This window comes from Mucilaginibacter sabulilitoris (assembly GCF_034262375.1).
Taxonomy (GTDB): domain Bacteria; phylum Bacteroidota; class Bacteroidia; order Sphingobacteriales; family Sphingobacteriaceae; genus Mucilaginibacter; species Mucilaginibacter sabulilitoris.
Genome location: NZ_CP139558.1, coordinates 3239525 through 3253509, shown reverse-complemented (window position 1 = coordinate 3253509; position 13985 = coordinate 3239525). Strand labels below are relative to the sequence as shown.

Below are 13985 nucleotides of genomic sequence, written 5' to 3'. Positions count from 1 at the left end.
CCTAAATATAAAAATTAAATATAGGTCTGCACATTGGGGTCTATCTTATCCATGTAAATATCAGGCTGAATGATTACAAAATGGATCAGGCTATATTCATCCTTTACCCCGTTACGTATACGTGAAATGGCATCGTTGATTTGTTGTGTGTCCCTATTCTGCTCAAAAGCGATGATCAGCATCAGCAAAATTTCGCTTGGCGACTGATAGGTTGAAAGAATATGCATCAGCTTTTGCACGTCGGCGTCCTGCTCTACAATTTCGGTTATCCGGGCTTTGGTTTGTTTGCTTATACCCTCGCCCATGAGCAAACTGCGGCTTTCGCGCGCCAGTATGATGGATACGCCTATAAGCAACAGCCCAACCAGCAGGGAGGCAACACCATCCAGATAATCAAGGTGATACCTGTGCCCTATAAACAAACAGATCATCACAATAAATAAACCTATTACCGCAGCCCCATCTTCAAACAATACCAGAAAGGTTGATGGGTCTTTACTGTTAGTAATAGCCTGCCACCAGGTTTGGTCGCCGCGGAGTTTGTTAAATTCCTTTGTCGCTATTACTAATGAAGTACCCTCAAACACCACCGACGAGCATAATACCACATAGCTCCAGGTGGGGTTGCCCGGTACATCAGGATGTATAATATGTGCAATGCCCTGGTAAACAGAAACACCGCCACCCAAACCAAAAATAAGTATAGATACGATAAACGAATAAAAATACAGCTCTTTGCCATAACCAAAAGGATGCCGGGCGTCGGGCTTCTTTTTGCTCCGGTGCAGGCCAAGCAACAGGAGCAGCTGGTTTGCCGTATCCACTACCGAATGCACTCCTTCGGCAATCATGGCGGCGCTATTGCTTATAAAACCGGCTATAAATTTGGTAACAGCAATAAGCAGGTTTGCCGCCAGTGCGCTGTAGATGGATTTATTTGATGATGCCATGTCATAAAACCAAAGTGCATTAGCACCTTATTTGTTTGAATTGAAAGAAGATAAAAGGACAGTTGGACAGCGATTCAACTCAGATATCAAGGGGCGGACGCCCTACATTCAGCCTTTTTTCAGACCGGCATTACTTGCTTAACAAATAACTCGTTATCAACATTATACACCCCATAGTTTCAATTAATCAAAACTATTACAACTACACCATGTTATCATTATAATTAAATTTTAAAACATCTAAAGAAAAAACATCATGAAAAATTTAAGAATAACAGCTGCAGCAATTGCATTGACATTTGCCGGTTCAATTGTTTTTGCAGGCACTCATAAAGCAGATGACCAGCAAGCTAGCGGTTTGAATATTAAAAAAACGGTCCTGCAAACGGATACGACAAAGAAGAAGAAAAAAGCGCCGAAAACTCCGGAACCGGCACCGGTGCCTACGCCAACACCAACAGACCCAACAAATCCGTCGCCTACTCCTACGCCAACACCTACCCCTATGCCAAGTCCAAGCCCTACACCGTCACCAAATCCTAACCCGAATCCAAGCCCGACTCCTACGCCAACACCAAGTCCGAGTCCGAGTCCAACACCAAGCCCGAGTCCAAGTCCATCGCCAACACCTACCCCTCCCGGTCAGTAAACAGGATTTAGGTTTTAACATAAAAAGCCCTGCTGTAATTAATTACAGCAGGGCTTTTTCGTTTTAACTTTATATATGTATACCGGCAGCTAAAATAAGCCCGTTAATTAGCTACAAATGAATAGGGCAAATTGGTAAAGGTACCCAGTAACACATTCACTGTTGTTATTGATATAATATTGCCCTCTTCATCTTTATCAATGTGCCTGGTAGAGAACGAATAGGTACCGGTTATCAGTTTTTTGTCTTTATCAATAGCGGTTATAATAACCGAACCTGAACCGGCCTCAACCGTGCCAACGGGCACATAATCATATGAGCCATCAGGAAGTTGTTTATATTCGTCATAATTTAATACCACCCTGGTGGTTGCATCAACTTTATAAGTAGCTAAAGGGAAATCATTGTCATTGGTGCTGTTTGGCAGGGTTATATTGATCCTCACCTGTTGTTGATTGGCAGTACCAACCACAGTAAAAGCTTTAGTTTTGGCAGCATCGTTATAGGTAATGGCGGCGCGCACGGTATCAGGATTCCAGGCGTTACCATTAATATTAGCAGACAGAATTTTATCAGAAGTGGTAGAAGCAGAAGTAGTTGCGTCTTTTTTACAGCTTTGGAAACCTATAGCTGTTAAAAGCAGCAGCATAATTAGTTGAGTTTTCTTCATATATAAATTTTATGCAAATAACGCTCTTTAAGAAGTAATAATTACAACCAAAGTTACTTTTTTCACATATTTTAACATTATGCTTTTTTTGACATATGTAATATGTGCGCTGTATTTATTAAACAAATGATTTTATTTGAGCATATTAGGCCCTAAAATTATAAAACAATGATTAATGTAAACGAATACTTTGAAGGAGCTGTTAAATCACTTGCCTATACTACAGCCGAAGGCCGATCAACCATTGGCGTTATTGAAAAAGGCGAATATGAATTTGGCACCTCAAGCCACGAAACCATGACCATTATTGAGGGCCAGATGGAAGCTTTGCTACCTGGAGAGCAGAACTGGCAAACATTTACAGCCGGCCAATCGTTTGAGGTAGAGGCAAATACTTCATTCAAGGTAAAAACCAACGTACAAAGCTCATATCTTTGTAAGTACAGGTAAGAAAACAAGTACCATGCTGAACAGTGAAGCATCTATTCATCAGCAAGCAAGTGCCAAATAGATCCTTCGTTCCTCAGGATGACAAAATAATTTTGAAGTACTTTGAAATAAATGAGGCATTGCGTGTAATTACATGGCCAATAAAACATCTAATTATACTATAAACACAAATAAAACATCATACCAATAATTAAAAACAGATGGATACTTCACTTATTACAACCAGCACCTCATTAGAGGGCTATCATGTGATTAAACATTTAGGCGTTGTACGCGGAATTACCGTACGCAGCCGCAGCGCCCTGGGCAATATAGCAGGTGGTTTTCAATCGCTTTTTGGTGGCAGGCTATCTATTTACGTAGAGCTTTGCGAAAATGCCCGCGAAGAGGCATACCAGCTTTTAATACAACACGCGCAGGCATTGGGCGCCAACGCCATTATTAACATGCGTTATGATGCCAACGAGGTAATGCAGGGCATAACCGAGGTACTGGCCTATGGTACCGCTGTTGTGGTTGAAAAGGTTTAAACGGAGTTACGTAAACTCATAAAAAAACACCCGGTTAAATAGGAGGGCACTGAAAAAGTCCAAATGGACAAAAGGAGTAGAAGACGAGGGTTTTCTACCCCGTTTTTTGTATTTTAAAGTGTCGAAAGAAAGACACTAAAGATGCTTAACCAACAACAACAGATACAGTTTAGCGCGTTTTCAGGTCTTTATGACCTGATCGTTCCTAAAGACAATCTTCTTCGGAAGATCAATGACCTGGTAGATTTTACATTTATCTATGATGAACTGATCAGCAAATACAGCATTACTAACGGCCGGGCAGCGGAAAGCCCTGTACGGATGTTCAAGTATCTGTTGTTGAAAACGATCTATACGGTTTCAGATGTAGATGTTGTTGAGCGTTCGCAGTATGATATGTCTTTCAAATATTTCCTGGATATGTCACCGGAAGAAGGAACTATCGATCCGAGTTCATTGACCAAGTTCAGAAAGCTGCGGCTAAAGGATAATGATCTGTTAAACCTGCTTATTGGTAAAACGGTGACCATAGCTATTGAAAAAGGGCTCATCCGCTCAAAATCCATTATTGTTGATGCTACCCATTCCCTGTCGAGATCCAACCCGTATTCAGCATTGGAAGTATTGCGGGAACGTTCAAAGTTACTCCGCAAAGCTGTTTATGCGATAGATGAAGATATGAAGGCAGGCATGCCCGAAAAGAACACAGCCGACGAATTGGAAAAAGAACTGGCTTATTGCAGTGCATTGGAAAAGTATATTGAAGCCGATCAACCGTTATGCCAGATACCTGCGGTAAAAGAAAAACTGAATCTATTGAAAGAGACAGTAGCAGATACTCAGGGGCACTATATAGTATCTAAATCTAAAGACAAGGATGCCAAAACCGGCCATAAATCAGCTGATAGCTCATTCTTTGGTTATAAGACCCATTTGGCGATGACAGAGGAACGCATCATTACCGCTGCGGTAATCACATCGGGTGAAAAAGGTGATGGTCCGGAGCTTCCCAAACTTTTAGAAATCAGCCAAAACAATGGGATCAACGTAGAAAAGATTATCGGCGATTCAGCTTATTCAGGAAAAGACAATCTTGAACTGACGAGCACTCAAGAGATAAAGATTGTAGCCAAACTAAACCCTTCCATCACTCAGGGTTTCAGAAAGGATGAGGACAGATTTGACTATAATAAGGATGCAGGCATGTTCGTCTGCCCGGCAGGGCATCTGGCTATCCGAAAAGCACGCGGCGGGAAAAAGAATATCGGCGAGAATCAGGTAGACACCTATTACTTTGATGTTGAAAAATGTAAGATATGCCCATTAAGAGAGCATTGCTATAAGCCCGGCGCGAAGGCTAAAACCTATTCGGTCAGCATTAAATCAGACATGCACCTGCAGCAGATGGCATTCCAGGAAACGGCAGAGTATAAAGAAAGTATCAAACACAGATATAAGGTCGAAGCGAAGAACAGTGAGCTAAAAAACGTTCATGGTTATGACCGGGCAATAGCTTACGGTATCGAAAATATGCAGATGCAGGGTGCGTTGGCCATCTTTACAGTAAATCTTAAGAGAATCATCAAGCTGATAAGCTAAGTGCCAAGTTAAAGCGGCTGCTTTGTCATCAATTGCACCTTCGGCTCATATCAGCCCTAACAAATCACCCCATCCCCTAAAATAAAAAAGCGACCAAGTAAAAGTTGCCTTTTCTATTGCTCGCTTCAAATACTTCAGCTTATTAAGCTACTTTTTCAGTGCCCTCTTAAATAGTCGGGTGTTTTTTATTAAAAGGTAATATCAGTTAAAGTACGACAGCGGAATGGTTTTCCACATGCCGTTGGCAAGGTGACCAATTAATAACTCGTACACTAGGTAAACGGGCCAGAATATATAGTGGATAAGCAGCAATATTACCGAGTGGTTATAATACCAGCTAATCATGAGGGTGTAAAGGCCTAATACGAGGTACAATATACTGGTTTCTCTTTTTTTCATCATATTAATATAAGAGGCTTATGGTTTATAGTATGCTGAAGCTAATGTAACAAATCAACGTTAATTAGTACAATTTTTCATACTATAAATCACGCTGTAATCTGCATTGGTGTTGGTTTGCTGCCTGCCTGTTTTGGCATCATACTGATAAGGCTTTTGCGCAAGTGCGTTACCCCTTAATTGAAACTCAACGCTTACCGTATCTTTAGCCCCTTCCTGCATAAAAGTCCATACTGCTTTTATGGCATTACCTTTAAGTATACCTGTAATATCGCCCTTGCGCGCATCCTTTTCTTTGGGTATCCAGCTCATTTTACCGGTTACCTTATCACCATTTATAAGCATATTAACCATAGTGGTATCCTGAGCCTGTGTGCCATCGGTATGGTAAAAGCAATATTGCATATTTACAGGGGGTGCATCGGCTGCGTTGGCCTGCGCTGTATCTTTTTTACTTAAGGTATCAGTATTGCTATTACTGCGATTGCCTGCGCACGAGGCAAAAAGCGCTCCTGACAAAAGCAGGGCATATAGTTTTATTTTCATGGCCATTTATCAATCAATATTGGTTATGACAATTTAAATGGTAAAAGGTTCAATACCTCCAAAATTAAATAAATATGTACTCGATATCTTTCAAACCGTTTTTTCTGCAGATGAGCGGGCATGCGGTAATTTAATTAAGCCTACTACCAGTATACCTATGCTCATACCCATTAAAAAACCCTTTGCAGTATCCGATATAGCCGGAAAATAAAATCCGATAAGTAAACTTGCTGATAATGCGAACAAGCCTGCTACTAAAATATAAACTGGTTTCATACAAATAAATGTTTGTTACAGTAAAGTTATTTAATGAAGCTGTTATTTCAAGCAGGAAAGGAAAAGTAATTCAGGATTTCTGACCCTTTAACAAGGTATGAAAATACACTTTTATGTAGTGTAAACACTCGTCTGTTACACTACATAAATTGTAAATTGAAAGCTAAGCTTTCTTTTCGGGAGGAGTTGAAACTATTTCGCCAAATTCATTAACATAAGCCATCATGCTTTCCAGGTCGCCGCCTGTGCTGTTTTGCTGCCGTTCCAGTTTGCGTTGTTCTTTATCTTCTTTCTTTTTTTGTTTATTTTTTTCCAGTTGTTTTTTCATGAAGGTTGCTTGCGATTTAGCCATGTTTATTAAAAAATTTTAGTTAAACAATATGCCTTTCCCGCGGGCTCAACCTATAAAAAACCAATCAACGGAGCCTGATAAGGCAGTGATTATACATGAAGAGGATCATCAATTAATTTCCGGGCAGCAACGGTATCAGCGGGGATAAAATGAACCCTGATCAACAAGGACCGGTTAACAAGGTGGCTATATGGGAAATAGCAATAAATTTTCCGTTTGTAGCACAAATATACGATATTTTTTCCAAATATCTTATCGGGGCCACCACTATACCCTCATCCAAATGTCCATTTTTGACTTTTGAATTTTTAATTGAATTTGCCTTATCTTGCTTCCTCAAAAATCAATAGCCTATATGAAACGCAGAAACTTTGTGCAAAGCTCGGTGCTTGCAGGTGCATCATTACTTACAACAGGTGTTTTAAAAGCAGCTAATACTACTGCAACCGACAGCACCAAACCTTTCCATTTAAATTATGGCATACACGATGGCATGTTTAAAAGCCATGCCGGCGCCGATTTTATTGACCAGATAAAGTTTGCTTATGATAATGGCTTCCGCGCCATTGAAGATAATGGTATGGCTGGCCGCCCTGTTGAACAGCAAAAGAAAATTGGCGATACACTGGCCAAACTGGGTATGGTTATGGGTGTTTTTGTGCAGCCCGGTTTAGGTAATGATACCAATATGCTGGCGTCGGGCAAGGCCGAGTACCTGGATAAATTTATTGCCAGCTGTAAGGAAGCCGTAGAAGTTGCCAAGCGCATCAACAGTAAACTGGTTACCGTTGTACCCGGCGATTTTGTGCGCAACCTGCCCATAGGTATACAAACAGGCAATGTTATTGAGGCCATGAAAAAAGGCACCGCTATTGTTGAGCCGCACGGCCTTATCATTGTAATGGAGCCGTTGAGCGACAACCCTAACCTGTTTTTACGCACACCCGACCAGGCTTATGCCATTTGCAAGGCGGTGGGTAGCCCATCATGCAAAATTTTGTATGATATGTACCATGTACAGCGCAACCAGGGCAATATTATAACAACCCTTGATTGGGTTTACGATGAGATTGGCTATTACCAGATTGGCGATAACCCGGGCCGTAAAGAGCCGGGTACCGGCGAAATGAATTATAAAAACATATTTAAACACATTTATAATAAAGGTTATAAAGGTGTTATGGGGATGGAACACGGTACTGCAGGCGAAGGCAAAGAAGGTGAGCTGGCACTCATTAAAGCCTACCGCGAGGCAGACAGCTTTATATAACCCTATTTATTTCCCTCATAAATGAAATTTAAACTTACCATTGCATTGTTGCTAACAACCAATTGTTTGCTGGCGCAGGACAGCCTGTTTGCCCGCAAAATGGTTGATACCCTTACATCGCCCTACTTTTGGGGCCGTGGTTATACCAATGATGGTGTGCATAAGGCAGCCGCTTTTTTATCGGCACAGTTTAAGGCTTATGGTGTAAAACCCATGGATGGGAAAAATTACCTGCAGGAATTTAGCTACCCCGTAAACACATTTCCGGGTAAAATGAAGGTGATTATAAACGGCGCGGAACTGGTACCTGGAAAAGATTACATTGTGAGTCCGGACAGTAAAGGGGTAACCGGAGCAGGAAAACTGGAACAGATGGATAGCACCCACTTTGTTGACAGGCAAAACCGCGTTGTGCTTTCTCTGGAAGACAAGCTCACCTGGTCGGTTGAAAGCAAGGCGCTTGATTATACACTGATACAACTGGATAAAAAAGCAGTAAAGCAGCCGTTTAACAGCATCTACACCGATATAGAGAACCAGTTGATCCCCGATTTTAAAACCGCCAACATTTGCGGCATAGTAAAGGGAACTGCCAAACCTGATTCGGTTATTGTAATTACCGCTCATTATGACCATTTGGGTGGTATGGGCAGCAGTATATACTTCCCGGGAGCTAATGATAACGCCAGCGGGGTAACACAACTGCTGAGCCTGGCTAAGTATTACGCAGCGCACCCGCAACCATTCAGTATGGCCTTCATTTGCTTTTCGGGCGAAGAAGCCGGCCTGTTAGGTTCTAAATATTTTACCGGTAACCCGCTCATCCCCCTGAAAAATATCCGTTTCCTGATTAATTTAGACCTGAACGGTACCGGAATTGAAGGTATTACTGTAGTAAACGCAACTATTTATCCACATGAATTTGCCGCGCTAAAACAAATCAACAGTGAAAATAATTACCTCATAAAGGTGAACCCGAGGGGAAAAGCCGCCAACAGCGACCATTATTATTTCACCGAAAAGGGAGTGCCCGCTTTTTTTATTTACACGCTGGGCGGTATAAAAGCATACCATGATATTTACGACATCAGCGCCACGCTCCCGCTCAACGAATATAATCATCTGTTTAAATTGATTGTAAAGTTTAATACAAGTCTCATGAAAAAAAGACCGGTAACCCTATCATCTGCCAACTAATGCTTGAATTAAATTTTAATCCCTTTCCTGTTTTAACTACCGAGCGTTTGGTACTGCGAAAATTTGAATACACCGATGTGCCTGCCTTTTTTGAAGTGCGCAGCAATGCTCAAATAATGCAATATATAGCCCGTCCGCTGGCAAAAACCACAAATGATGCCCTTGACCTGATAAAAGTTATTAACGATCTGTTAAACAGCAACAACGGCATCACCTGGTGCATCAGCCTTAAAAACAGCAATGAATTTATTGGCAGCATAGGCTTTTGGAGGATAGAAAAAGAAAACTACCGAGCTGAGATTGGCTACCTGTTGAACCCCGCATTTCAGGGTAGCGGTCTTATGCAGGAAGCCATAAAAACGGTTATACAATATGGTTTCGGGGTTATGAACCTGCACTCCATACAAGCCAATGTAAGCCCAGGCAATGCCGCTTCCATAAAATTACTCGAAAAAAACAACTTTGTGCGCGAGGCATACTTTAAAGAAGACCATTTTCATAACGGTGCTTTTGCCGATACCGCAGTATATACGTTGTTAACAAAAAATTAAATGTGTTAACAAAATATTTACCTTGGGTATTTTGAATTAAAAAATTTTAATGCATGTTTACAGCATAAATACCAATTATAGCTAAGGCCGAAAACAATTCGGTTTAAATGGGGTTAACAATTAAAAACAAAAGAACTTATCATGGCAACAGAAAAAGGAAGCGGTATTACCGCGTATTCAGTAAAAACAAAAACTAAAAACGTACCAATGATTGATCCGGTTATCGACGTAAAATCGGGCAGGTATATTGCAACAGGTAAAGATAGCGCTGGCAATAAAATGGCAGCCATCATGGGAAAAGCAACAGCCGAAGAGCATATTAAAAACGGTAATGCCAAAAAAGGCACTGGCTGGTAAATTATAATGCCCTGGTTTAAGTTCTTGCGTAAACCAGGGTATATTTATTGTATCTTTTCCTCTTGCCCATCCGGCGCCAATTTTTAAACTTTTCGTAGCTTTTAAGCTTTTCTTCAAGTTTCAGCCCCTTAGCTTCACAACCTTTGTGTGTAATTTTACGCAATAACAAATGGGTGAAAACACCTATTTTCTCGTTTTTTTATTTGTTTTAATTTTATGGACCTATTAATTAAAACACATAAACAATGTCAGTTCGAATACTTTGCATAAAAACCGATGCGGGCCTTCATCAAAATCCCTACGTAGCGATAGATTCGCTGGAGTGGGTAAATGAGCGCATCAACGTTAAGGGAATAACTGAGCGGGATAAACTTTACGACTGGATAAAAGACGGTGATGGTGAAGCTTATATTATTGATCAATACGGTAAAAAGACCAGCCTCATCCCAGCAGTTTGTCCCGAAGGCAATAAATATGTTAAAACAGTTAATGACGAATCGGAACCCGATCATCTGCTTGCCTTGCCCCAAAGTGCATAAGCTGTATAATTAACTTTGCATTCTCCACCTGTTGAATGAATTTCAGCAGGTTTGGTTTTTTATTATCCTTTATTTTTATTGCCAACCCTGCACAGGAAAACTTAAACGTTTCAGTTTTTGGTTATTTAACTTCTTTGATATAGGATGATTACACCGCCGCAATAATTTACACCACCTTTTTCACCGCTATAACAATTCCGGTTGCCCAGCATTGTTTGGTGAGCACCAGGTCGGTCCGTTGTTCCAGAACTTCTACCAGCTTCAGGGCTTTTTCATGGTGACCATCGGGCCAGTTGGGCTGGGGTAGCATATCGTCTATAATATATAGCCCACCCGGGTTAAGCATGGTTATAGCTTCGTCGAGCAGTAAGTATTTGCCATGCCAGGTATCAGCGAAAATATAATCAAACTTAAGGTGTTTATTTTGTCCAAACCAGTCGTCACCATCGGTACAAACTAACTCCAGCCGCTTATCATCTCCTAAAAATTGCTGTGCGATGGCCAGAAATTGGGCATCATTATCTATAGAAACCAGTGTTGATGCAGCATCCATTCCTTCAAGTATCCATGAGGTAGATAAGCCGGTACCTGTGCCTAACTCCAAAAATCGTGCATTGGGTTTTGAGGCAGCAAGCGTTTTCAGTAATGAACATGTTAAGGCATCTGAGGCCATAGTAAACCCCGATTCGATGGTGGCTTTATCAATAGCCTCGTAAGCTTTCGGATAGGCTTGTTTTATTTCCTGATTCATTGGTGATATGTGGATTTAAGTTTATTTTTTTGTTATTAGGTTTCACACATCACAAGTATAAGCAATTAAACCATATTAAAAAACAAATTAAGACTATTTTTATACCAAATACCATATCGGTATTTAGAAATAACAAATCATTAACTTCAGCTTTATTTTACAGAAACTACTTTTAGAATATCAGTTTCAAAACCAGGGGAACCACAATTACGCCAACAGTTATAAAAAAGTAGTTGCGGTATAATTTACCATTACTGCCGGTATAGGTTTTCATGAGATACTTATAACGCTGGTTGTAAAACACCAGCAGGTAGTTGAGTATCACAAAGGGGATAAAAAATGTAAGCGCGCCGGCAAAAAAAGTATTGAAGACCCTTTCCCTGAATATATCAAAGCTCAACACTACCGGCACTTGTTGATGGGTAAACATCCTGATCACAAAAATAAGCGTCAACAGGTTAACGCCCTGCAGCAGCGACATCGGAATTAGGGTAAATGCTTTCCAGTTTCCCTGCTCGCCTTTTTTGCCTTTTTCCAGTACAATGGCATCAACCCATATTTTATAATATGTACTTAACATAACCATCTGTTTTAATTATTACCTTAATAAATAAACCTAAACTTCATGTTTAGGTTTTAACAAATTGATAACGGCATTAAAACGGTGGCTGCTTCAGCAAGTATCCGGGCTTAGTTGCTTTTTAGTTTGCCTTTAAAAACCTCTTCCAGCTTTTGTACTTTGGGCAATATTACCAGGCGGCAGTATGGTTTGCTGCCATTAAGGGCAAAATAATTCTGGTGGTAATCTTCGGCTTTGTAAAAGGCCTTAAACGGTACAATTTGGGTAACTATCGGGTTAGGGTAAGCTTTGGCACTGTTCAGTGCTGCCTTATATTTTTCGGCTTCGGCTTTTTGCGCGTCGTCACGATAAAATATTACCGAACGGTATTGAGTGCCTTCATCCTCCCCTTGTCTGTTTAAGGTGGTTGGATCGTGCATTTTCCAGAACACTTCCAGCAGGTCGGCATAGCTGATCTGTTTAGGATCGAAATAAACCTGCACTACTTCGGCGTGACCGGTTTCGCCGGTACAAACCTGCTCATAGGTTGGGTTTTTCACTGTGCCGCCAGAGAACCCCGATTCTACTTTTGTTACGCCCCTTAACCGGGTAAAAATAGCTTCTGAACACCAGAAACATCCCATGCCAAAAGTAGCGGTTTGCGTACCTGCGGGCAAAGCAGCCTGCTTTTGCGCAAAAGCGGCCGGGCTAAATAACACCACAAAAAAGAACAGAAAAATTTTATTACGATACATATTATTGACTTAAAACTGATTGATAATTTATTGAAGTACTTTAATGTTTTTAACATCGGCCTGTGGCACAAACTTTAACGATAAAGAGTTTACACAATGCCGGGTATCTTTCGGGGTCAAGCCCTCGCCTAAAAACACGTGGCCCAAATGACCGCCGCAATGGGCGCATTCAATTTCGGTACGCATACCATCCGGGTCGGGAACGCGTTTAACGGCGCCTTTGATCTCATCGTCAAAACTGGGCCAGCCGCAGTGAGAGTCGAATTTACTGCCGGAGTTGTATAACGGCGCATTACAGCGCGCGCAAACGTAAACACCCTTGCCCATATCTTTCAGATACTTACCTGTAAAAGGCATCTCTGTATCTTTATTTACGATAACAGCTTCTTGTTCAGGCGTTAATTTATTATAGTTGTGCTTAGCTTTTGGGGCTTCCTGGGCTTCGGTTTTTTGCTTGCAACCGGTTACCACAAAAGGTAGCAGGAACAATAGTGCAATGATTAATTTTCGCATATCAGTACTTACGTCAAAAACGCACTCAAAGATATTACTATACACGCGTTTTTACACAAGGCTGACTAAGCGCGGGTTATTTATTTAACCATACCACCTTTTGCTCACTTTCGTGCGGCTTGCCAATAATATCGGCATACAGTTCAGGTTTACGGGCCTTAATATAACGGTACCCGCCGGCCAGTGATAATTTATCCTCACTTACTTCGGCAATAACTATCTCATTGTCCAGTGACCTGCATTCAGCTATCACATCACCATACGGATCAACAATCATGGAGCAGCCATTTTTCAGCTGATCATCGTCCATGCCAATCGGGTTTGAAAACACTGCATATATGGCATTGTCATAGGCACGGGCAGGCAGCCATTTCATGAGCCAGCTACGGCCTTTAAGCCCATCAAATTCCGAACGCAGCAACTCTCTGTTGGCCTCTTTATTCAGCCATAGCCGTGCATCAACAAAACCGGCACCCGGCCGGGTTGATGGCGTACACATTGTTACGTGCGGCATAAAAATAATATCGGCGCCCAGCAATTTAGTTGCCCGTACATTTTCAATAACGTTATTATCATAACATATCAGGACACCGCATTTCCAGCCCTTCAGGTCAAATATGGTATAGCTATTGCCCGGCGTTAGGTGCGGGTTTATAAAAGGATGAAGCTTGCGGTGTTTGGCAACCAGTCCGCTTTTATCAACGCATACATAGGCCTTGAAAAGATTATCATCAGCATCTTTCTCAAACAATCCGGCTAATATAGCAATGTCAAATTCACGGGCATAAGTGGTAAGCTCCCGTATGCTTGGCCCATCAGGAATAAGCTCCGCTACATCAAGCATTTGTTGTTTATCTAAATGCCGGGCAAAAGTATAACCGGTAATTGAGCATTCATGAAAGGCTATCACATCTGCCCCCTGCTGTGCCGCTTTTGCAGATAGGTCTTTAATTACCGACAGGTTATAGGCTTTGTCGCCGCTTTTGTTTTCAAATTGAGCGGTTGCTATTTTCAGGTTTTTCATGTATCAAATTTTAATGTTTAACAAACATAGCTGCCTAAAAAGTGTTGT

At 41.3% G+C, this 13985-nt stretch carries 20 protein-coding genes; 9 read left to right on the top strand and 11 right to left on the bottom strand.

From position 1 onward, the window contains the following. Positions 1-14: 14 nt before the first annotated feature. Entirely contained in the window at positions 15-950 is a 936-nt protein-coding gene (locus SNE25_RS14210; RefSeq protein ID WP_321565766.1) for a cation diffusion facilitator family transporter, read from the bottom strand. A 256-nt stretch (positions 951-1206) separates the two neighbouring features. On the opposite strand from SNE25_RS14210, the gene SNE25_RS14205 reads away from it, so the two are divergent. After that, positions 1207-1599 (top strand): hypothetical protein, encoded by a 393-nt coding sequence (locus SNE25_RS14205; RefSeq protein ID WP_321565765.1) that lies wholly within the window; start codon positions 1207-1209, stop codon positions 1597-1599. Positions 1600-1702: 103 nt separating this feature from the next. Here SNE25_RS14205 and SNE25_RS14200 read toward each other — a convergent pair whose 3' ends face one another. Further along, complete coding sequence (locus SNE25_RS14200) at positions 1703-2269, bottom strand: DUF6252 family protein (RefSeq protein WP_321565764.1); 567 nt, start codon at positions 2267-2269, stop codon at positions 1703-1705. A gap of 168 nt (positions 2270-2437) precedes the next feature. On the opposite strand from SNE25_RS14200, the gene ppnP reads away from it, so the two are divergent. The 3 genes from ppnP (at position 2438) to SNE25_RS14185 (ending at position 4848) form a co-directional block, all read left to right on the top strand. Beyond that, positions 2438-2719, top strand: coding sequence for a pyrimidine/purine nucleoside phosphorylase (gene ppnP / locus SNE25_RS14195; protein ID WP_321565763.1), 282 nt, complete (start codon positions 2438-2440; stop codon positions 2717-2719). Positions 2720-2919: 200 nt separating this feature from the next. Continuing rightward, positions 2920-3249: a YbjQ family protein gene (locus SNE25_RS14190; RefSeq protein ID WP_321565762.1), complete on the top strand. Its 330-nt coding sequence runs from the start codon at positions 2920-2922 to the stop codon at positions 3247-3249. Positions 3250-3390: 141 nt separating this feature from the next. Further along, positions 3391-4848 carry an IS1182 family transposase gene (locus SNE25_RS14185; protein ID WP_321565761.1) on the top strand — a complete coding sequence of 486 codons (1458 nt, stop codon included), beginning with the start codon at positions 3391-3393 and terminating at the stop codon, positions 4846-4848. 201 nt (positions 4849-5049) lie between these two features. Here the strand turns inward: SNE25_RS14185 and SNE25_RS14180 are convergent, their stop codons facing one another. From SNE25_RS14180 to SNE25_RS14165, 4 genes are all read right to left on the bottom strand, one after another. Continuing rightward, complete coding sequence (locus SNE25_RS14180) at positions 5050-5250, bottom strand: hypothetical protein (RefSeq protein ID WP_321565760.1); 201 nt, start codon at positions 5248-5250, stop codon at positions 5050-5052. A gap of 57 nt (positions 5251-5307) precedes the next feature. Beyond that, positions 5308-5793 carry a hypothetical protein gene (locus SNE25_RS14175; RefSeq protein WP_321565759.1) on the bottom strand — a complete coding sequence of 162 codons (486 nt, stop codon included), beginning with the start codon at positions 5791-5793 and terminating at the stop codon, positions 5308-5310. Positions 5794-5883: 90 nt separating this feature from the next. After that, the gene (locus tag SNE25_RS14170) at positions 5884-6069 is read right to left on the bottom strand and encodes a hypothetical protein (RefSeq protein ID WP_321565758.1); all 186 of its coding nucleotides are present in this window, start codon (positions 6067-6069) and stop codon (positions 5884-5886) included. 163 nt (positions 6070-6232) lie between these two features. Beyond that, on the bottom strand, positions 6233-6421 hold the full coding sequence (locus tag SNE25_RS14165) for a hypothetical protein (protein WP_321565757.1): 189 nt from the start codon (positions 6419-6421) through the stop codon (positions 6233-6235). A 355-nt stretch (positions 6422-6776) separates the two neighbouring features. On the opposite strand from SNE25_RS14165, the gene SNE25_RS14160 reads away from it, so the two are divergent. The 5 genes from SNE25_RS14160 (at position 6777) to SNE25_RS14140 (ending at position 10335) form a co-directional block, all read left to right on the top strand. After that, positions 6777-7691: a hydroxypyruvate isomerase family protein gene (locus SNE25_RS14160; RefSeq protein ID WP_321565756.1), complete on the top strand. Its 915-nt coding sequence runs from the start codon at positions 6777-6779 to the stop codon at positions 7689-7691. A 21-nt stretch (positions 7692-7712) separates the two neighbouring features. Next, positions 7713-8888: a M28 family metallopeptidase gene (locus SNE25_RS14155; protein WP_321565755.1), complete on the top strand. Its 1176-nt coding sequence runs from the start codon at positions 7713-7715 to the stop codon at positions 8886-8888. Then, positions 8888-9439, top strand: a complete 552-nt coding sequence (locus SNE25_RS14150; protein ID WP_321565754.1) for a GNAT family N-acetyltransferase — start codon at positions 8888-8890, stop codon at positions 9437-9439. Before SNE25_RS14155 ends, SNE25_RS14150 begins: the two co-directional genes overlap by 1 nt. A 141-nt stretch (positions 9440-9580) precedes the next feature. Further along, entirely contained in the window at positions 9581-9796 is a 216-nt protein-coding gene (locus SNE25_RS14145) for a hypothetical protein (protein WP_166088316.1), read from the top strand. 245 nt (positions 9797-10041) lie between these two features. Continuing rightward, complete coding sequence (locus tag SNE25_RS14140) at positions 10042-10335, top strand: DUF3892 domain-containing protein (protein ID WP_321565753.1); 294 nt, start codon at positions 10042-10044, stop codon at positions 10333-10335. A gap of 166 nt (positions 10336-10501) precedes the next feature. Here SNE25_RS14140 and SNE25_RS14135 read toward each other — a convergent pair whose 3' ends face one another. From SNE25_RS14135 to SNE25_RS14115, 5 genes are all read right to left on the bottom strand, one after another. After that, entirely contained in the window at positions 10502-11086 is a 585-nt protein-coding gene (locus tag SNE25_RS14135) for an O-methyltransferase (protein WP_321565752.1), read from the bottom strand. 172 nt (positions 11087-11258) lie between these two features. Further along, on the bottom strand, positions 11259-11666 hold the full coding sequence (locus tag SNE25_RS14130) for a hypothetical protein (RefSeq protein ID WP_321565751.1): 408 nt from the start codon (positions 11664-11666) through the stop codon (positions 11259-11261). A 110-nt stretch (positions 11667-11776) separates the two neighbouring features. Continuing rightward, positions 11777-12400: a peptide-methionine (S)-S-oxide reductase MsrA gene (gene msrA / locus SNE25_RS14125; RefSeq protein WP_321565750.1), complete on the bottom strand. Its 624-nt coding sequence runs from the start codon at positions 12398-12400 to the stop codon at positions 11777-11779. Between the two features lie 27 nt (positions 12401-12427). Further along, positions 12428-12913, bottom strand: coding sequence for a methionine-R-sulfoxide reductase (locus SNE25_RS14120; protein WP_321565749.1), 486 nt, complete (start codon positions 12911-12913; stop codon positions 12428-12430). Between the two features lie 76 nt (positions 12914-12989). Beyond that, positions 12990-13937, bottom strand: coding sequence for a nitrilase family protein (locus tag SNE25_RS14115; RefSeq protein ID WP_321565748.1), 948 nt, complete (start codon positions 13935-13937; stop codon positions 12990-12992). Between the last annotated feature and the right edge of the window lie 48 nt (positions 13938-13985).